General features: G+C 54.1%; 17 protein-coding genes. 6 read left to right on the plus strand and 11 right to left on the minus strand.

Annotated features, from left to right (window positions below; all coding sequences use genetic code 11):
• Positions 1 to 15: 15 nt before the first annotated feature.
• The 3 genes from BLR16_RS04920 to BLR16_RS04930 form a co-directional block, all read right to left on the minus strand.
• Positions 16 to 792, minus strand: a complete 777-nt coding sequence (locus BLR16_RS04920) for an L-iditol 2-dehydrogenase (protein ID WP_074804756.1) — start codon at positions 790 to 792, stop codon at positions 16 to 18.
• A 177-nt stretch (positions 793 to 969) separates the two neighbouring features.
• The gene (locus BLR16_RS04925) at positions 970 to 1,866 is read right to left on the minus strand and encodes an alpha/beta fold hydrolase (protein ID WP_092194140.1); all 897 of its coding nucleotides are present in this window, start codon (positions 1,864 to 1,866) and stop codon (positions 970 to 972) included.
• A gap of 92 nt (positions 1,867 to 1,958) precedes the next feature.
• On the minus strand, positions 1,959 to 2,741 hold the full coding sequence (locus BLR16_RS04930) for an SDR family NAD(P)-dependent oxidoreductase (protein ID WP_074804762.1): 783 nt from the start codon (positions 2,739 to 2,741) through the stop codon (positions 1,959 to 1,961).
• 161 nt (positions 2,742 to 2,902) lie between these two features.
• Here BLR16_RS04930 and BLR16_RS04935 point away from each other — a divergent pair, with 161 nt between their 5' ends.
• Positions 2,903 to 3,646, plus strand: a complete 744-nt coding sequence (locus tag BLR16_RS04935; protein ID WP_074804765.1) for an SDR family oxidoreductase — start codon at positions 2,903 to 2,905, stop codon at positions 3,644 to 3,646.
• 57 nt (positions 3,647 to 3,703) lie between these two features.
• Here the strand turns inward: BLR16_RS04935 and BLR16_RS04940 are convergent, their stop codons facing one another.
• From BLR16_RS04940 to BLR16_RS04950, 3 genes are all read right to left on the minus strand, one after another.
• On the minus strand, positions 3,704 to 4,522 hold the full coding sequence (locus BLR16_RS04940; protein WP_074804768.1) for an SDR family NAD(P)-dependent oxidoreductase: 819 nt from the start codon (positions 4,520 to 4,522) through the stop codon (positions 3,704 to 3,706).
• A gap of 21 nt (positions 4,523 to 4,543) precedes the next feature.
• Positions 4,544 to 5,266 carry a haloacid dehalogenase type II gene (locus BLR16_RS04945; protein WP_074804771.1) on the minus strand — a complete coding sequence of 241 codons (723 nt, stop codon included), beginning with the start codon at positions 5,264 to 5,266 and terminating at the stop codon, positions 4,544 to 4,546.
• Between the two features lie 121 nt (positions 5,267 to 5,387).
• On the minus strand, positions 5,388 to 6,287 hold the full coding sequence (locus BLR16_RS04950; RefSeq protein ID WP_074804776.1) for an NAD-dependent epimerase/dehydratase family protein: 900 nt from the start codon (positions 6,285 to 6,287) through the stop codon (positions 5,388 to 5,390).
• 211 nt (positions 6,288 to 6,498) lie between these two features.
• On the opposite strand from BLR16_RS04950, the gene BLR16_RS04955 reads away from it, so the two are divergent.
• Together BLR16_RS04955 and BLR16_RS04960 are read left to right on the plus strand one after the other, a co-directional pair.
• Positions 6,499 to 7,494, plus strand: coding sequence for an aldo/keto reductase (locus tag BLR16_RS04955; RefSeq protein ID WP_074804778.1), 996 nt, complete (start codon positions 6,499 to 6,501; stop codon positions 7,492 to 7,494).
• 66 nt (positions 7,495 to 7,560) lie between these two features.
• Positions 7,561 to 8,700, plus strand: a complete 1,140-nt coding sequence (locus BLR16_RS04960; RefSeq protein WP_074804781.1) for a hypothetical protein — start codon at positions 7,561 to 7,563, stop codon at positions 8,698 to 8,700.
• A gap of 95 nt (positions 8,701 to 8,795) precedes the next feature.
• Here BLR16_RS04960 and BLR16_RS04965 read toward each other — a convergent pair whose 3' ends face one another.
• From BLR16_RS04965 to BLR16_RS04975, 3 genes are all read right to left on the minus strand, one after another.
• Complete coding sequence (locus tag BLR16_RS04965) at positions 8,796 to 9,623, minus strand: aldo/keto reductase (protein ID WP_074804784.1); 828 nt, start codon at positions 9,621 to 9,623, stop codon at positions 8,796 to 8,798.
• Between the two features lie 75 nt (positions 9,624 to 9,698).
• Positions 9,699 to 10,859, minus strand: a complete 1,161-nt coding sequence (locus BLR16_RS04970) for an MFS transporter (protein WP_074804787.1) — start codon at positions 10,857 to 10,859, stop codon at positions 9,699 to 9,701.
• A 183-nt stretch (positions 10,860 to 11,042) separates the two neighbouring features.
• Positions 11,043 to 11,906, minus strand: a complete 864-nt coding sequence (locus BLR16_RS04975) for an SDR family NAD(P)-dependent oxidoreductase (RefSeq protein WP_074804790.1) — start codon at positions 11,904 to 11,906, stop codon at positions 11,043 to 11,045.
• 157 nt (positions 11,907 to 12,063) lie between these two features.
• Between BLR16_RS04975 and BLR16_RS04980 the strand changes: the two genes are divergently transcribed.
• Complete coding sequence (locus tag BLR16_RS04980; protein WP_074804792.1) at positions 12,064 to 12,984, plus strand: LysR family transcriptional regulator; 921 nt, start codon at positions 12,064 to 12,066, stop codon at positions 12,982 to 12,984.
• Positions 12,985 to 13,044: 60 nt separating this feature from the next.
• Here BLR16_RS04980 and BLR16_RS04985 read toward each other — a convergent pair whose 3' ends face one another.
• Positions 13,045 to 13,956 carry an alpha/beta hydrolase gene (locus BLR16_RS04985; protein WP_074804795.1) on the minus strand — a complete coding sequence of 304 codons (912 nt, stop codon included), beginning with the start codon at positions 13,954 to 13,956 and terminating at the stop codon, positions 13,045 to 13,047.
• A gap of 24 nt (positions 13,957 to 13,980) precedes the next feature.
• Positions 13,981 to 14,892, minus strand: coding sequence for an SMP-30/gluconolactonase/LRE family protein (locus BLR16_RS04990; protein WP_074805370.1), 912 nt, complete (start codon positions 14,890 to 14,892; stop codon positions 13,981 to 13,983).
• 198 nt (positions 14,893 to 15,090) lie between these two features.
• Here BLR16_RS04990 and BLR16_RS04995 point away from each other — a divergent pair, with 198 nt between their 5' ends.
• Both BLR16_RS04995 and BLR16_RS05000 read left to right on the plus strand, forming a co-directional pair.
• Positions 15,091 to 16,326, plus strand: a complete 1,236-nt coding sequence (locus tag BLR16_RS04995) for an NAD(P)-dependent alcohol dehydrogenase (protein WP_241689276.1) — start codon at positions 15,091 to 15,093, stop codon at positions 16,324 to 16,326.
• Positions 16,327 to 16,538: 212 nt separating this feature from the next.
• Entirely contained in the window at positions 16,539 to 17,477 is a 939-nt protein-coding gene (locus tag BLR16_RS05000) for a LysR family transcriptional regulator (protein WP_074805376.1), read from the plus strand.
• The last annotated feature ends 128 nt before the right edge of the window (positions 17,478 to 17,605 follow it).

The raw sequence follows: 17,605 nt of genomic DNA on the forward strand, positions 1-17,605 counted from the left end.
CTCGCGCAGGTTGACTCAGCTCATCCAGTTACCGCCGTCGACATTCAATGTCTGGGCGGTAACGTAGTCGGAATCTTTGGATGCGAGGAACACGGCAGCACCGACGAAATCTTCAGATGCGCCCATTCTGCCGAGTGGGACTGCGGCACCTACCTGGCGCTTCTTCTCGCCTGGAGCAAGGTTTTCGTAGCGCGCAAACAGGCTATCTACCTTGTCCCACATTGGCGTATCGACGACGCCTGGAGCGATGCCATTAACGTTGATGCGATCTTTGGCGAGAGCGAGCGCGGCTGACTGGGTATAGCTGATGACCGCAGCTTTACTGGCGCAATAGTGCGCAACCAGGGCCTCACCACGCCGACCCGCCTGGGAAGCCATGTTAATGATTCGGCCACCCTCCCCCTGCTTCACCATTTGCCGCGCGGCTGCCTGCATCAGGAAAAACATGCTTCGCACATTAACGGCAAAAATTCGCTCATAGGCATCCCAGGACTCATCGAGAAACGGGCCCATGTCGAAGACGGCAGCATTGTTGAAGAGGATATCCAGGCGACCAAAACGCTCGACGGCAGTATTGACCACTGCCTGCAGGTTTTCCTTGGAAGACAGATCGATGCTGAGAGTGGAAAGGCGACTGGCGTCTACACCCGCAAACGGGGCTAGCAGTTCTTCATCAGTCTTGATGTCAACGAGCAGGCAGCTCGCACCCTCAGCAAGATATCCCAGGGCAACGGCCTGACCGATCCCGCTACCCGCACCGGTGATTACAGCGACTTTATTGACGAGCTTCATGAATAGACCTGCATATTTGTTTTTATGTGAGGTCAGATTTACATATGTTCAACAACCTAACAAATGTAATGTATTTATCGGCTTCGCGTTATCGATTGAGAAAATGATAATTTCGATGTTATGGGGGGGTTCTTGCCGTGTGGCCCGTTGGCCCGGATGTTCCAGAGCAAAGCTGGTTTAGCCGTCGTGATCGAGAATTGACTGATCAGAATTGATCATCGCATGCGCCACTGCTGATGGATTCTCTTCAGCAAGCCAGTGACCGGCGTTGCTGATAACGGCAAAACTGACCTTTTCAGCTACCTCCTCCATCATGGATTTCATGATGGTGCTGAACGCACTTGACTCACCTGCCAACGCGAGCACCGGGATTTTTGTCTTCCCGCGCGCCGCTAATTGAGCACGATTGAATTCAGCGTCGGCGGCAAAGGATCGGTACAGCTCGAACCCCGCTCTCATTCCACCAGGCCCGCTGAAGCTGGAAATGTAGCTCGCTTTGGTTACCTCATCGATGGCGCCTGCATCGTAGGCAAGGTCATGCCAAAAGCGCTCGAGGTAATAAGCCTCTTTTCCTGCTGTAAGCGCCTCGGGAATATCCGGAGCTTGGTGAAAGTGGAAGTGCCAAACGCGTCGGTCATCCAAACTCACCTGATCAAACGCCGCAGTGCCTGGCAGTGGCGCGTCAAGGACAGCGATCCCTCTGGTGGACTCAGGGTATTTGCGAGCAAAGGCGTAGGCGATCATCAGCCCAATGTCATGCCCGACGATGAGCGCACGCTCCAAAACGCCTGCATCCCGGAGCACGACCGAGCAATCCTGCGCCATCGTACTTTTGTCATATCCGTGAAGAGGCCGACTGGATCCGCCCGCTCCCCGGACGTCGGGCGCGATGACCTTGTAACCCTGCTCAACCAGAGGGCGGACGATCCTTCTCCAGGCAATCGCGGTTTCTGGGTAACCATGGATGAGCAGAACAGGTTTGTGACCGGTGCCAGCGACGCCGTAGCGAATTCTCACGCCGCCGCCTACATCCACTGACCGCCAGCTCATTTCGATGTGCTCTGGTTCTTTCATTCCGGGTGCTCCTTAAGCTTCTGCGATGACAGATACCTAGCGAAGGCGTGGTCTACTCTAGGAGCGCCACGCCTTAGCAGCGCACGGATCGGTTATTTCAGGCGGGCATTTTTCGCGTGTCGGTGCGCCTTCACAACTTCCGGCGTTGTCCGGTTATCGATAGCCTGCTGCTTGGTTTCTTCGTCGCCACCCACGACATGATCGACATTGTTCATCAGGGCCTCGAAACCTTGGCGCGCAACTTCGGTTTTATCGTTCTTCTTGGACTCACCGATGGCGCTGTTCCCCATGCCTGCGTTCTTGTGGAACTCACTGTCAGTGGCACCAGGAAGCAAAGCAGTCACCGTGACGCCGGTGTCGCGAAGCTCTTCCCGCAGGGACTCGGCAAAGGAAAATCCGAATGCCTTCGAAGGGCCGTAGACCGTTTCGTAAGGGGTTGGCTGAGTCGCGGAAATTGAGGACGTGATGAGGATACGACCTTTTCCATTAGCCACCATATGCTGGGCGACCCGCTTGGCCATGTGCACGGTGCCAGTGATGTTGACGGCAATCAGTTTGAAGTCATCTTCAAGCTTGTTATCGATGAACGCGCCACCTTGGCCGATGCCGACGTTCAATGCTGCGGCTTCGAGCGGGCGATTCAGCGATACGACGAAATCCCAGAGGCCCTGGACGCCTTCGTAAGTGCCAGCGTCGGCCTGGTGAGCAAAACATTGCGCACCTAACTTTTTGATCTCTTCAGCGGACTTCTCAACCTTGTCACTCGAACCAGAGATGACCAAGTCGAAACCGTTCTGAGCGAAGTGCTTCGCCAGTTCAAAACCGATTCCTGAAGAACCTCCAGTTACTAGGGCGAGTGGTCGTGTAGCAGTCATAGGTTTCTCCTCAAGGTTAAGTAGATGTCACTTACTATCGGAAACCTCCTAGCCGCGAATGATCCATGAGCCTGATTCAACGGAGCGTTGCCCTGAATACAAGGTCATCGCCTTTCGACACAGGTCAGACGCTGTGCCCTTAACCAAGAGAGGAACAGCAAATGTCTAATTTGGAAAACACCGTAACCATCATCACTGGCGCCTCATCAGGTATTGGCGCTGCCACGGCGCTAAAACTTGCAGAGAAAGGCAGCAAGATAGTCCTGGCCGCTCGGAACGAGGAAAAGCTTCAGAAACTCGTGTCGCAGATTAAGGACGCTGGCGGTGAAGCGTCGTACCACGTCATCGATGTGTCCGAGCGCTTCAGCCTTGAGGATCTCGTCAAATTCGCAGTTTCCAAATACGGAAAAGTAGACAGTCTGGTTAACAACGCAGGGCTGATGCTGTTTTCTGATTGGAAGGATGTTGCTGTCGACGACTGGGATCAGATGATCAACACCAATATCCGTGGATATCTACACGCCATCGCGGCAGCGCTGCCAGGCATGATCGCTCAAGGTCATGGCAAGATCCTCAACATGTCCTCAGTTGCTGGGCTTCATGTCGGTGGTTCAAGCGGTGTCTACAGCGCAACGAAATTTTTCATCAGGGGCATAACCGAGAGCCTGCGCAAGGAGGTCGGTGTTGAGCATGGCATCCAGGTTTCGATGATCAGCCCTGGTGTGATCAACACCGGCTGGGCGGACAAGGTAAACAACAGCGAAGGCAAAAAAGCTGCGCAGGAGCTCAACAAGATCGCCATCACTCCTGAGCAGGTTGCCGATGCCGTGGCCTATGCCCTGGATCAGCCAAACAACCTCACAATCAACGACATCGTGATTCACCCGACCAAACAGGACTGGTAAAGCAAAGCCGGCGGCCAATCAGATTGGGCGCCGGCTCGTTGTGCCGATGATTTTGAGTCAGTCGTCCTGGTGCTCTAATCCTGATCCAGGTCGCGCCCCTTTCGCATGTAAACTGGCAGTCACGGTGTCAGGGAGAAGATTGTTCACGACGTTGCCGATAAATTTACTATCAGGCTTGCCGGCGACGACTCGATCCTTTCCGGCCTTCATGGCTTCGTAGCCTTCCTCAGCCACTTTGGTAGGCGCAGCTTTTGGGCCCAATCCCAGCTTGCTCGTATCCATCCCGGCTCGGTGCCAGAAGTTCGTATCTACCTCTCCAGGTAGCAGCAGAGTCAGGCTGACACCGCTATCTTTGATCTCAGCTTTCACAGCTTCTACAAAAGAGATTAGAAACGCTTTCGTTGCCCCATACACCGCCTCGTAAGGTGTAGGCATGGTTCCAGAAATTGATGCCGTGTAAAGCACCCGTCCTTGGCCACGCGCGATCATGTCTGGAAGGAGTAGCTTAGTGAGGTGCACTTGGGAAGCTGTGTTCAGCTGAATCAGCTTCAATTCATCTTCAATAGAGGTGCCACCGAGGAAAAACCCACCTAATCCTAATCCTGCGTTTAGCGCTGCTGCGTCCAGTGGGCGCTCAGTTGAGCGTATTGCCTGTACTACTCGCTCAACCCCTTCTGACCCAGTCAGATCTGCCTTAACGATGATAGCGTTGGCTCCGGTCGCACGAACTGCATCAGCAGTACGCTCTAAGCCATCGTTTTCGCCGGTTGCAGTAATGATTAGGTCATAGCCGTCAGCTGCGAACAGGCGCGCGAGTTCATAGCCAATGCCGCTAGATGCCCCGGTTACCAGAGCGAGTGGACGTAAGTCAGTCATGGTGATGCTCCAAAAATAGAGTTAGCAGTTGAGCGCGTCGGCTGCTTCAGTGAGAGAGTCAACGATTACATCCCAGTCTTGTACAGCGACCAGATCGGACGTCTGGCCCGGCCCATGCTCGGACGGGCGTCGAATGAAAACGGACTTAAGCCCGTTAGAGCGCGCGGCAGCCAAGTCAGAATTGTGAGCGGCAACCATTGCGACCGCTTCAGGTGCAAGGCCCACTGCTTTGGCAGATTTCAGGTAGGTCTGCGGCTGGGGCTTGTATGATCCAGCGACTTCGGCGCCTACGATGACATCCCATGGCAGCCCACCGAATTTGGCGAGATTGAGCATCCCGGCAATATGTCCGTTGGACAGAGGGCCAATAGAGAATCTGCGCTTCAGACGCGTGAGACCGGCGACCGAGTCAGGCCATGGATCTAACCGTTCCCACGCTTTGTTAAGCTCAACCAGTTCGGCATCGGTGATCACCGCGAAATCTACGTTGTGGCTGGAAAGTACCGTCTCTAGATTTTCCCGATTCAACACATTCAGGGTTACAAAGGGGCGCTCACCAGATCGCACCCGTTGCATAGACGGTTGGTAGAGCCTACGCCATTGATCTGCGAACTCGAGGGGGTCTACATTCAATCCGTGTCGTTTCAGAAAAGGAGCAGCCGCTCGCGCGACACCGCTTCGCCAATCGACAACAGTGCCAAACACGTCGAACCCCAAAAAACCTACCTCTTCAAGCTTTGTCATCTCGTCGCTCCCAAGGTATGCGTCGTGATTTTTAGTCATTTAGAAAGAAAATTGCCCCGATGAATGGGGCAATGCGCGCTATCCGCCTACCGGCTGCACGAAGACGAATACGCGCGCCTGATCAGGCTTTCTTTTCTACTTCTGTCAGCCACGAATATGCAGGCTTGAAGCCCAGCACCCGTTTAGCTTTCTCGTTCGAAAGTAGAACCTCGTTGCCTGTGATCTCCTTCCGGCGCTCGATGTTCGGGTAATGTCGATCAAGCAGCTCGCTGCTTGGTGTGCGCATGACAGTCTCGTCGTTGGTGATGAAGAACTCATCCTTCCCGCGAACGTCATGGTGCAGCGCCAATTCAATGCCCTGCGCCACGTCCCGGTTATCGACGTACGTCCAGAAATTCCAAAGACGCGCAGTTGGATCGTCCTGCCATGTTTCGAACTTGGCGTACTCTTCTGGGTTCATAACGTTCGACAAACGCATGCACGTGATACGCAGGGTGGGGTCGTTCAAGCAGAACTGGCGGGCCATCTCCTCGCCGAGCACCTTGGTCAGGGAGTAGACGTTGTATCCACGCATCGGGTAGTCCTCATCCACCGGAACGTAAGGAGCATCCGTCTTATCGTAAGGTACGCCCGTGCCGACTTCGCTCGCCGCCCAGATGATGTTTTTGATGCCGAGGCGACGGCACGATTCGAAAACGTTATAGGTCACCGTCATGTTGAGTCGGAACTCGTCACTGTCCGGCAGCATGCGTGGATGCGGCATGCTCGCAAGGTGGATGACGGCGTCGAATGCTTCGCGCTCCGGTCGGGCGTACACATCGCTACCTACTGAGGACAATGCATCCAGAGCCTGACCGAAGTCTTCCAAGTCGGCTTTCATCATCGGCTCGTCCAGACTCAACGGCTCGTCCTTATCGATCACGAAGACGTCATAACCACGCTCCTGCAGATAGGGAACCAGTACCTTGCCCACTTTGCCGTGACCACCAGTTACTGCCACCCGTTTAATTGATTGAGACATTTCTTCCTCCAGGATTATTGGCGATTAATTCCGCCTTACCCCTGTACTGACTCTCATGCCATGCGAACAACCCTTCGATTTCAATCAACGCACGATTGAAATCAGTTCAACATTAGTTAAGGGCATGGAGCCTGTGATTTGCGGTAGCGTAGAGGGAGCGCCATTCGGCTAGGTCGGGTGACAAACCAATCAATGATCTAATGGAGGATTTATGAAGTACGTGAAGCTTGGTAGTACAGGCTTGGACGTTTCGAGACTGTGCCTTGGATGCATGACCTTCGGTGAGCCTGATGCTGGCACGCATCCATGGACATTAGGCGAGGAAGCAAGCAGGCCCATCATCCAGCGCGCAGTCGAGCAAGGGATCAACTTTTTCGACACCGCAAATAGCTACTCAGCTGGAACCTCCGAAATCATCGTTGGCAAGTTGCTCAAGGAGTTCACGCGTCGAGAGGAAACAGTGATCGCCACGAAGGTATTTTTCCCAACAAACATGTGGGAGGGCTCAACAAAGCCGAATGAGAAAGGTCTCTCTCGTAAGGCAATCATGGCCAGCCTTGATGCGAGTTTGAGCCGCCTGGGCACCGACTACATCGACCTGTATCAGATTCACCGATGGGACTACGACACCCCTATCGAAGAAACCATGGAAGCCCTGCACGACATCGTCAAAGCAGGTAAAGCCAGGTACATCGGCGCATCCTCCATGTACGCGTGGCAATTCGCTAAAGCTCAGCAGGTTGCCGTGGCCAACGGATGGAGCAAGTTCGTGTCCATGCAGAACTACCTGAACCTTGTGTATCGAGAGGAGGAGCGTGAAATGATCCCGCTCTGTCTCGATCAGGGTGTTGGGTTGATGCCATGGAGTCCGATGGCTCGAGGCAGATTAACCAGGCCCCACGGCCAGCAGACCGAGCGCACCAAAACTGATGTCAGCGGGCAGTCATTTTACCAAGCTACCGAAGTTGAAGACGGTCGGGTGATTGACGTCGTAGAGCAGGTTGCCAGTGAACGAGGCGTGCCAATGGCGCAAATAGCATTGGCATGGGTACTGGCAAAGCGCGGAGTATCAGCTCCCATCGTTGGTGCCTCCAAGGCAGCTCAACTGGACGACGCAATTGCGGCGCTGGAGCTGGTGCTGACCGATGATGAAATCAAACGCCTAGAGGCCCCATACGTGCCTCATGCAGTGACTGGTTTCTCGTAATCTGACTTTCTGAAAGCAGAGACGCGGACTGTCGAGTATCAGTCTGTATAATCAGCGGAAGCCAAGATGTGTCTCAAAGCGTTACTGGGAGCAGTTGATTTGCAGAGCCGGACAGATCCTGAAATTTATGAGCTAGCCAACAACGTGCTAGCCGAAATAACTCAAAACCTTTCCGATGGAATCTATAAGCAACTCCAAGGCTCCCTGTCGTTCGGTTGGGCTACCGCACCGAAATTCAATGCGTGGGCAGAGTCAGACACTGTTGTCGGCGGCCCTCCTCAGCATAAAATCATTCTGCACTATGAGCTGGCCCGCCTGCTGTACCGAGATGCTGAGGAATTTTGTTCATTTGCGTCGAATGAGCAAACGAAACGCCTGATCCAAACGGCATTTGCAGATGACGCAACCGACCTCCTACCCGAGTGCTTCACACTCGACGATTGCATCCAGAACATGTTCCTCGGATCGCTGACATGGGTATATTTCCATGAACTCGGGCACCTGATGCAGGAGCACGGGAGAGTCAGAGATGACGGGAGCTCGGCTTCTACCATAACAACCATCCAAGAGCTAGACGCCCAGGCCGCTCAAATCCTTACCGGTCGGCAGGCTTTGATTTCTCATGCCACTGAATTGGCAGCTGACTCTGAGGCAACAACTTTATGTCTGATTGCATCAGCTCGGCACTTTTTGAGAGGGCCACTCGTCGATGAAGGTGATGGCGCTGAGGTATTCATTGGCAGCGTGTATTTGCTGATCTGCAGCCTCGCCTGTATTTTCTACCGATTCAACGCTGGCTCCAGCCCGAACGTTATCACCCCGATAACAGGCTCCCATCCCAGCCCTATCTATCGGCTTGAACTCAGCGCGCCTCACATTTACGAGCTCACTGAGCTCCTACTGAAAGCACATGACTTTGATGGTCAGCGCAGACGTCTGGTTGGCATGACAAAACAAGCAGCAGATCTAGGGTCTTTTTTTTGTAACTACGGTCAAGGAACCAGCACAGAAGAAACCATCCATCTTTTCATCAAAGGGTTCCTGCAGCGACCAGAGTTCAAGCCTTACTCTAAAGAAATTCTGACTGTTTGGGACGAGATCCATCCCAGCATAATGGCCTCACGGCATTTCGGCGTTGAGCTGGGAGTATTGCGGTTTACTTCGGAATTTCGGAACTTTGTTTTTAGCGACTCATCCATGACCTAACTGCAGGTCAAAAAACATGTGTCAAATGCACTTACTCTTCCGAAGATGTCGGTCGCAGATGTAGGGGGCGGTCACGACTGCCGCCCCCATAAGCTCTAGGCAAATGTGCTTGGATCAGGGCCAAGTCGTTTGCCGCTGTCCAACCTGGCGATTGCCGCCAAATCTGACGCATCCAAAGAGAAGTCAAAAACGTTGAAGTTTTCCCGGATACGCGAAGGCGTGATGGATTTCGGGATCGCGATAAGGCCGAGCTCTAGGTGCCACCGGATGATCACCTGAGCGGCTGTCCTGCCATGCTTTTGAGCAATGTCCAAAATTACCGGGTTTAACAGTGCGCTACCCTGCCCTAATGGGCTCCAGGACTGTGTAGCGATACCCATCGATTCATGGGCACTCCGAAGGGCCTCCTGCTGCATGAAAGGATGAAGCTCGATCTGATTCAGAACCGGCGCGATTCCAGTTTCATCAATCAGCTTTTGTAGGTGGTCAGGATTGAAGTTGGAAACTCCAATAGACCGAGCTTTTCCACTACGTTGCGCCGCGATCAGTGCACGCCATGTATCTACGTAATTGTCTTGGCTGGGTGCCGGCCAGTGGATAAGCAACAGGTCTACGTAATCGACATTCAGTCGCTCCAAACTCGCATCCAGTGCAGCGGTAGCCGATTCAAAACCGTGGGCGTCATTCCAAATCTTGGTGGTGAGGAACACTTGCTCTCGGGATGTCCCTGCATCTCGTAGGCCGTCGCCGACCCCCTTCTCATTGCCGTAGATCGATGCGGTATCCACATGACGAAAACCCTCTTCCAGCGCGACACGGACAGCGCCGCGCGCCTCGTCATCACTGGCTTGCCAAACACCCAGACCAATTTGGGGAATGCGCTGTGCGTCAGATAGTTGAATGGTCAGCTGTGGCTTTAACATGAATCAATCTCCTAGATTTCGATCTGTTCAAGGCGAGATGTTCGGAGCTCGCCGGGTATTGTCTCGCTCTCGTGATTACGACGTGGCAGGGCTGGTCGACATGGAGAGCTTTTCAACACCGATGGAGATAGCGAAAAAGATAATCCCGAGAACGGCCAGACCTGCGCCAACCCAACCTGTAGATGCCCACCCGAGGCCACCAGCAATGGCGAGTCCGCCCAGCGATGCACCGACAGCGTTGGAGATGTTGAACGCACTGTGATTGAGCGCCGCTGCGAGCGTTTGCGCCTCGCCGGCAACGTTCATCAGACGCACCTGAAGTGCGGGTACCAGGGCGAAGCCGCAGCCAATCAGAAACAGCACGGCCAATGTCCCAACACCAGACGAAGCAAAGAGTGAGAACGCACCCAGGAACACTGCGTTCCAGATCATGATGTAGAAGATTGCAGGCACCAGCGCACGGTCGGCCAGCCACCCCCCTATCAGGTTGCCAACGATCATCCCGATCCCCCATAGCGCCAAAACCATAGGCACCTGGCCGGATGAGAAGCCTGTTACCTCGGTAAGCGTCGGGGTGATATAGCTATACACAGAGAACATCCCGCCGAAGCCGATTGAAGCTGTGGCAAGCGTTAGCCAAAGCTGAGGCTTTTTTAGGCCACTGAGCTCAGATTTAGGACTCGCAGACTCGTCGCGAGGGATGGTTGGGATGAATATCCAAAACAGAATTATCGCAATGGCTCCTCCCGCAGCAAGCGCCCCGAACGCGCCCCGCCATCCGAAGATCTGACCAATCCACGTGGCAGCAGGAACACCGACGACATTGGCCGCTGCCAGCCCCGCCATGACATAGCCGGCAGCTTGGGCTTTTCGATTTTCAGCCACCATGGTCGCCGCCACCAAGCAGGCGACACCGTAATAAGCGCCATGCGGCAGACCCGCTAGGAAACGTGCCCCCAGCAAGGTTGCGTGATTCCAGGCTACGGCACTTGCTCCGTATCCAACAGCAAACAAAGCAAGCAAAGCGATCAGTAGAGACTTGCGAGGCCAGCGTGCGGCTAGGATTGCAATGAGCGGGGCACCTACTACGACGCCAAGCGCGTAGGCCGTGATGTAACCCCCCGCGACCGGTATGGAGACGTCGGTGCTCGACGCCAAACCTGGAAGCAGACTCATGGACGCAAATTCACCCGTCCCGATGAACAGGCCGCCCAAGCCGAGCATGGTGATGGCCATGCCTGTTCCGTGCGGAACATCAATGGCCGGCTGGATTTGCGAAGTGCTTGTATCGACACTGGATTGACTGGTCATCAACGATGCCTCCGATGAAGCGGTACCGAGGGCACGCTTTAGAAATGAAGGGAACGGCACCTGCTTTGAGGGGGTGCCGAGGATGGGCTGATCGAGATAGCGACAGAATTACTTGTCGGCGATGTCTGCGACGTAAGCGGAGAATTTGTCTGCATAGTCTTTGTGCCAGCGAGAGAGCGCTGGGCGGTTCTGAATCATGTCGTCCGCCGCCCACTGCATGCGGCGCTGATCCAATTCCCAACTGGCTTCGTTGTCTTCGCAGAAAATGTAGAAATCCCCATCCGCCATTCTCTCGAGTAAACGATCTGCGACTTGATCAGCAGTCCACGGGCTGTCCGGCTTTTGCGTATCACGGGTCATGCCAGGGAAGTTCATGGGAGTGAACGTGTAGCCAGGTATCAGGAGGTGCGCAGAAATGCGGTCACCCACCTTCTCGCGTAACTCATGCGCCAACTGCTCAGTGAGAACTTTGACAGCCGCTTTTGACAGCGAGTACGCCGCGTTTCCAGGGCGAGTAGTGATGCCTTCCTTGGAGCCAAGGTTGACGATGGCAGCAGCCCCATTTTGGGAAAACATCGTTTCCACGAACAGCTGCTGAAGCGTCAACACACTCCAGAAGTTGATATCCATCAGCGTTCGCCATTTGTGCATGCCATCCCACGGGCCAGCACCCTTGATGATGGCTGCGTTGTTCACCAACAAGGAGACCTCCCCGAATTCGCATGATTTCTCATAGAGCTGGTGGAGATCGCTTTCAGAGGTGACATTACCCTTGATCGCCAGTAGCTTCACGTCAGGAAATTCGTTGAGTAACGCCTTGGTCGCGCTGTCCAACGCAGTCGCATCGCGATCAAAAAGAACGACGTTCATACCCTCGCTGGCAACGCGGTGCGCAATGGCGTAACCAATACCAACAGCTGCTCCAGTGATGACCGCAACGGCGCCTTTACGGATGGCTGGATGATTATTCATAGAAAATTCTCCTAGCAGAGGATGCGTCTGAGAAATAACGTCATTGAGCAGTTGACGTACCAATCGTTGAGTGGAATTAATAGTACATGAGATAAATCACGCGATTGATTAGCGAGATTGCATCAGCCATTGAATCCAGCTCAACAACGGATGCGTCATGCCTGTACTGCCTACTACGCGGCTTTCTCGAGCAGACCTAGCCGATCTGAACTCCTTCCTAGCAGTTGAGAGGATGCGAAGCTTTACCCACGCGGCTGTAGAACTCGGTATCACGACCTCTGCGCTGAGTCATGCGATCCGGAATCTGGAAAGCCGGCTCGGGGTACGGCTGCTGAATCGGACAAGCCGGACGGTCTCTCCGACAGACGCTGGAGCCGCTCTCGCCAAGCGACTGGCTGTGGGCTTTACCGAGATAAGCGGCGCCCTTGCGGCGCTAGATCGCCACAGAGACAGACCCTCCGGCAGACTTCGTCTCAACGTGTTGGCCGATGGCGCCCGCTTACTGTTCACGAAGTTTCTGCCTCCATTTCTTGAGGCCTATCCTGAGGTCTCAGTCGAGGTCGCAGTTGACGACAAAATGGTCGATATCGTGGCTGCAGGCTTCGATGCCGGCATTCGCTTCGGCAACACCATTCCTGAGGACTACATTGCCGTTCGACTTAGTGAAGAGTTGAGATGGGTGGCGGTGGCATCCCCTCGGTACTTGAACGCGAACGCTCGCATCTTGGTTCCCGAGGACTTGAAGAACCATAATTGTATTCAGATCCGGACGGGTAACGGCGTCATCTACCGCTGGGATTTTGAGAAGGATGGCGACCACCAAGCCATCGATGTCCCTGGTCAGTTGTGCGTCAACGAGACTACTTTTGGGATTGAAATGGCTCTGGCAGATAGAGGAATCACCTACTGCCTCGAAGAGCGCGTCAGTGGTCACTTGGCTCGCGGAGAGTTGCAAATCGTTCTCCCGGATTGGGCTCCCATCGAGCCGGCGTTTTATATGTACTACCCCGGACGACGGCAGATGCCGCCGGGGCTTCGCGAGCTGGTGGACATGTTTAGAGCAGGATTACCCTCGTGATCCCAAGATGAAAGCGGCAGCGTCAACTCACCACGGCAACATCGACGCTGCAGCTGTCACTCAAGCTGCGCCGAAGAAATCCTTCAACGCCTTCGCAAGGTTCAATGGCTGCTCAAGCGCCAAGCCGTGGCCACACCGATCAAAAATCCAATTTCGGGAGGGCTCGATGCCTATGCTGGATACACTTTGACGTACCAAATCTCCGAAGAAGTGTGAGGCGCCGATAGTCATTACAGGCAGGTCGGGAAGCGTGGCTTGTAACCTCCGATTTATTTTGGCGTTCTCAAGCGTAGCCTTGTAGGTATCCAGTGTCCCACGCAGTCCATGAGGCGTAGATAAGAGCGTTATCCACTCCTCCTTTAAGTCCTCAGGGTAAGCGGTCGGGTCGTAGCTTTGCTTGTTCAGCCAGTACGTCCAGAACTCACGCTCCTTGCCTGCGAGAAGCATTTCCGGAACATCAGGGGTGAAAAAGAAAGGGACATGCCACTCCCACACACCGGAGTGGTCGGCTGCCTCATTCACATTTTTCTCAGTGAAGAAAGAGCGGTCTTCCAATCCGAAGCCTGAGAGCATCATCTCGGCGAAGCTTAAGGCCTTTACTCGTTGTGGGTGGCTGGCAGCCAAGACAAAACCATACTCGGCACCTCGGTCTTCGCCATGCACGAAGGCTTTCTCAACCTCAAATGCATCAAGGAGCTGCACGAGGTCTTCCGCGATGGTTGAAGACAGATAGCCTTTCTCTGCGTACGGATGCCCGCTAAGGCCGGCTCCACGCAAGTCAGGGGCGATGACTTTGAAATAGGGCGTCAGAATAGGCAGCAACGTACGCCAATAAATATGGGTCTTTGGCGTGCCATGTAGCAACAGCAAGGGCTCGCCTTCTCCGGCGGTCACAGCATGCAGCTCGATACCGTTCACTTGAACCCGATGCTGGGTGGCTGGTGCGCCTGTATGGTCAGTTAGCTGGATCATTGAAGCCTCCATAAAGGTTTTTGATCAGAATGCGAGCTCATCCCACTGGATACGAGCAAGACTCCCAGTGCTGGATAATGTGGCGAAAGCGACGTTCGGCAGGTCTGGGTCAAAACAGAGGTTGGTCGGAAAGTGTTCCGGCATATGCAGATCGGCCAAGTGAACCCCTTGCGGAGAAATCACCGAGAAAATGCCACCTGGCTGGTTGGCAATGAAAATGTTGCCGTTTGGAGCAACAGCCAAGCTGTCGAGCAATTGGGCGTCGGGGGCCTGCCATAAAAGACGCCCGCCATGTGCCGCATTACCAGAACGCTCAAGCTCACCTGGTGCATTGGTATCCCACACCCACAAACGGCCCGCGCCATACTCTGTCGCGTACAACCTGGTGCTATCTGGGGCTAGCCCTATCCCGTTAGCACCCATCGGCAGGGGATACGCCAATTGGCGACAGTCGTTTTGAGAGCCGTCTGACCAATAGATCCCTCCATAAGTACGATGGTGATGACCGTCTCTCCCAAGATCGGTAAACCAGAAACCACCGCGCGGATCGAAAATAAGGTCATCGATAGCCTCAAACTTCCGACCATTTATGTGATCAATTACACGCTCAACTTTTGAGGTGGATAAGTCGATCCGCTCAACCCTTGATTCGTAGCCTTCAGTTTCAAATCCATGAGAAATAGTTAAATCCCCGACCTTCTCCCAGCGCATGTTTCCTCCATTATTTGCAACATAAAGGAGGCCGTCAGGCCCGAATGACAACCCGTTAGGCCCGCCACCCAGATCTGCGACTACAGCCTTTTCACTTCCAGTAATACGCCATACGACGCCTCCTTTAATATCGCAGAGGTATATGGCTCCATCTCGGACAACTGGCCCCTCAATGAAACCTAATCCAGAAGCCAATACATCAATATCAGGCGTTAAATTTTTCACATGAGCCTCCAACATAGTGCGGACTAATGATTGGTGACCTTTGAAATTCAATAGTTTCAAATTAACTGTTGAGCTGAATTTGATGACGCATTGAATGCAACTACCTTCTCTTAAAACTTTATCGCTTTAGAATTTTACGATCATGAGCGTATTACGCCGATCTTCGCCCCAATCCTTATGACTCATAGGAGAAACGATGTGGATACTACCGACGGCAGTGATTTGACAGACCAGCAGAAAATGTCCCCTCAACGCAGGACATTCTTGAAAGGAGCGGCGGGTTTGGGCGCGATTGGGCTTTCCTCCGGACTCTTGAGCACTGCATCGGCTTCGCCCCAAAGCTCATCGCAGGCGGTACCGGCTACGTTCACCCAGCCATTTCCTGCGCATGGCTATGCCGCAAAGTCAGCAGATGCCCCTTTGGCTCCGTTCAGCTTTCAGCGCCGTGCGGTCGGCGCTAACGATGTTGTAATCGATATCCACTACTGCGGCGTGTGCCATTCCGACATCCATACGTCCAAAGGCCAATGGGGTGAGCAGCGATATCCACTCGTCACCGGCCATGAAATTGCAGGCGTCATCCTTGCAGTCGGCAGCGGGGTGAGTAATTACAGAGTCGGCGACCGCGTGGGCGTGGGCTGCATGGTCGACTCTTGCGGGCATTGCGCGGAATGCTCGACTGGCTTTGAGCAATACTGTGAGGTCGGGCCCACGATGACCTACGGTTCGAAGGTAGAAACATCCGTAGAGCCGGGCGGCCTGACTCAAGGCGGATACTCAAGCGCCGTAGTAGTAAGCAAAGACTTTCTGATACGTGTACCAGACGCGATTGACCTTGCCGCTGCAGGCCCGTTGATGTGCGCCGCCGTCACGGTGTACTCCCCGTTACGGCACTGGAATATCCGCAAAGGCTATCGTGTGGGCATCGTTGGTATGGGTGGCTTGGGACACCTGGCGGTTAAAATGGCCACAGCGATGGGCGCCGAAGTAGTCGTTTTCACAACCAGCCCAGACAAGGCAGCTGACGCAAAGCGGTTTGGAGCCGTGGACGTCGTGGTCAATAACGACCCTGAAAAGCTCAAGCAATACACCCGCAAACTCGACTTCGTACTGAGCACCGTCCCATATCAGTACGAAATGGATCCGGTTATGGCGACACTCAAGCGCGATGCAACGATGTGCTTGGTAGGCATCGGTCTCGTGACGCAGCCCAACAAGCTTGGCCCGTTCACCACCATTCAGAAACGTAATAGTTTTGCTGGCTCGATGATTGGGAGCATCCGTGAAACCCAAGATGCAGTGGACTTTTGCAACCTTCACAACATCCGACCTGACTACCAACTGATCGGGGTTACCCAGATCAACAGCGTTTGGGAACAGGTGGTCGCAAAAAAAGCTCGTTATCGATATGTGATTGATCTTAAAAAAGCGTGATGGTTTTTGCTTGGCCTGGATACTCGGGTCAAGCGCACTTCAAACGATATCCCCCTGCTTCGCATCCAAACGGATGCCCATCCAAGAGACACGACCTACCGTCCCAACATGACGAAACGTCATGAAACAAACAGGGGTCGCACCCGGCTTCTATGCCAATTATCCTCCTTCGACTGGTCACATCGCTGGCCGCTTATGACATGGATGATTCAATGCTTCATGATGAGTTCGGAAGCTTAGCAGCGTTCGTAGTTGTTGCCGAAGCTCAAAGTTTTACCCGAGCTGCGGGAAAGCTGGGTACCTCGCAGTCAGCAGTAAGCCACAAGATCCGCAGACTGGAAGCTCGCCTGGGAATCCGCCTTCTGACCCGAACAACACGCAGCGTAGCCCTCACCGAGGCTGGTGAACGGTTACTCGAAACGTTGCGCCCGGCACTCGCGATAATCGAGGCACAGTTGAGCGCATTGACTGTCGTAGGTGACAAGCCCGCAGGAAATGTGCGCATAACAACTGCAGATCATGCATCCGAAACAATCCTCTGGCCGATCCTGCGACGCGTGCTCCCTGATTACCCTGACGTTGCTGTCGAGGTCACTGTCGACAACAGCTTCGTCGACATCGTTGCTGAGCGCTACGACGCCGGCATAAGGCTAGGTGAGAACGTAAACAAAGACATGATTGCCGTCCCTATCGGGCCGCCAGAACAAATGATTCTTTTCGGGTCACCCGAATACTTGGCGAAGCATCCGCCCATACATTCACCGGATGATCTCGCACTTCATCAATGCATCAACCGACGACATGCCTCTCTTGGTGGATTCTCAGCCTGGCAATTTGAAAAGGACGGCGAACAGGCTCAAATACGGGTTTCGGGACAGCTGGCATTCAACCGACCTGAAATGATTGTGGAGGCCGTACTGGAGGGCTTCGGTTTGGGGTATCTACTGAAGTCGCAAGTGGTTGCACACCTGGAAGCAGGGCGAATCGTTTCTCTCCTGGCAGACTGGTGCCCTCCTTTCCCTGGGTATCACCTCTACTACCCTAGCCGACGCCAAAACACTCCTGCATTTCAGATGTTGGTAAATGCGCTGCGATATACCGAGGAGCCGACTTCTCGTAACTCCGCCGGACAGGCGTCATACCGAGCATGAGGCTTGATCAGGTTGCGTGAATTGCGCGAGGGGCATACCCGAGTGGCACTCAGATTCTGGTATCAAGCCTGTGCTGCCCTCTCGCTTGTGACATGCCAGTACGTTTTCGCGCTGGAACCTCCTCCCTC

Origin of the sequence: Pseudomonas sp. BS3767 (assembly GCF_900099665.1) — a bacterium.
Taxonomy (GTDB): Bacteria; Pseudomonadota; Gammaproteobacteria; order Pseudomonadales; family Pseudomonadaceae; genus Aquipseudomonas; species Aquipseudomonas cerasi.

Bases quoted from the DNA above. Each gene is read 5' to 3' on its own strand.
- BLR16_RS04920 (WP_074804756.1), bottom strand. From the start codon at position 792: ATGAAGCTCGTCAATAAAGTCGCTGTAATCACCGGTGCGGGTAGCGGG.
- BLR16_RS04925 (WP_092194140.1), bottom strand. From the start codon at position 1,866: ATGAAAGAACCAGAGCACATCGAAATGAGCTGGCGGTCAGTGGATGTA.
- BLR16_RS04930 (WP_074804762.1), bottom strand. From the start codon at position 2,741: ATGACTGCTACACGACCACTCGCCCTAGTAACTGGAGGTTCTTCAGGA.
- BLR16_RS04935 (WP_074804765.1), top strand. From the start codon at position 2,903: ATGTCTAATTTGGAAAACACCGTAACCATCATCACTGGCGCCTCATCA.
- BLR16_RS04940 (WP_074804768.1), bottom strand. From the start codon at position 4,522: ATGACTGACTTACGTCCACTCGCTCTGGTAACCGGGGCATCTAGCGGC.
- BLR16_RS04945 (WP_074804771.1), bottom strand. From the start codon at position 5,266: ATGACAAAGCTTGAAGAGGTAGGTTTTTTGGGGTTCGACGTGTTTGGC.
- BLR16_RS04950 (WP_074804776.1), bottom strand. From the start codon at position 6,287: ATGTCTCAATCAATTAAACGGGTGGCAGTAACTGGTGGTCACGGCAAA.
- BLR16_RS04955 (WP_074804778.1), top strand. From the start codon at position 6,499: ATGAAGTACGTGAAGCTTGGTAGTACAGGCTTGGACGTTTCGAGACTG.
- BLR16_RS04960 (WP_074804781.1), top strand. From the start codon at position 7,561: ATGTGTCTCAAAGCGTTACTGGGAGCAGTTGATTTGCAGAGCCGGACA.
- BLR16_RS04965 (WP_074804784.1), bottom strand. From the start codon at position 9,623: ATGTTAAAGCCACAGCTGACCATTCAACTATCTGACGCACAGCGCATT.
- BLR16_RS04970 (WP_074804787.1), bottom strand. From the start codon at position 10,859: ATGGCCATCACCATGCTCGGCTTGGGCGGCCTGTTCATCGGGACGGGT.
- BLR16_RS04975 (WP_074804790.1), bottom strand. From the start codon at position 11,906: ATGAATAATCATCCAGCCATCCGTAAAGGCGCCGTTGCGGTCATCACT.
- BLR16_RS04980 (WP_074804792.1), top strand. From the start codon at position 12,064: ATGCCTGTACTGCCTACTACGCGGCTTTCTCGAGCAGACCTAGCCGAT.
- BLR16_RS04985 (WP_074804795.1), bottom strand. From the start codon at position 13,956: ATGATCCAGCTAACTGACCATACAGGCGCACCAGCCACCCAGCATCGG.
- BLR16_RS05000 (WP_074805376.1), top strand. From the start codon at position 16,539: ATGCTTCATGATGAGTTCGGAAGCTTAGCAGCGTTCGTAGTTGTTGCC.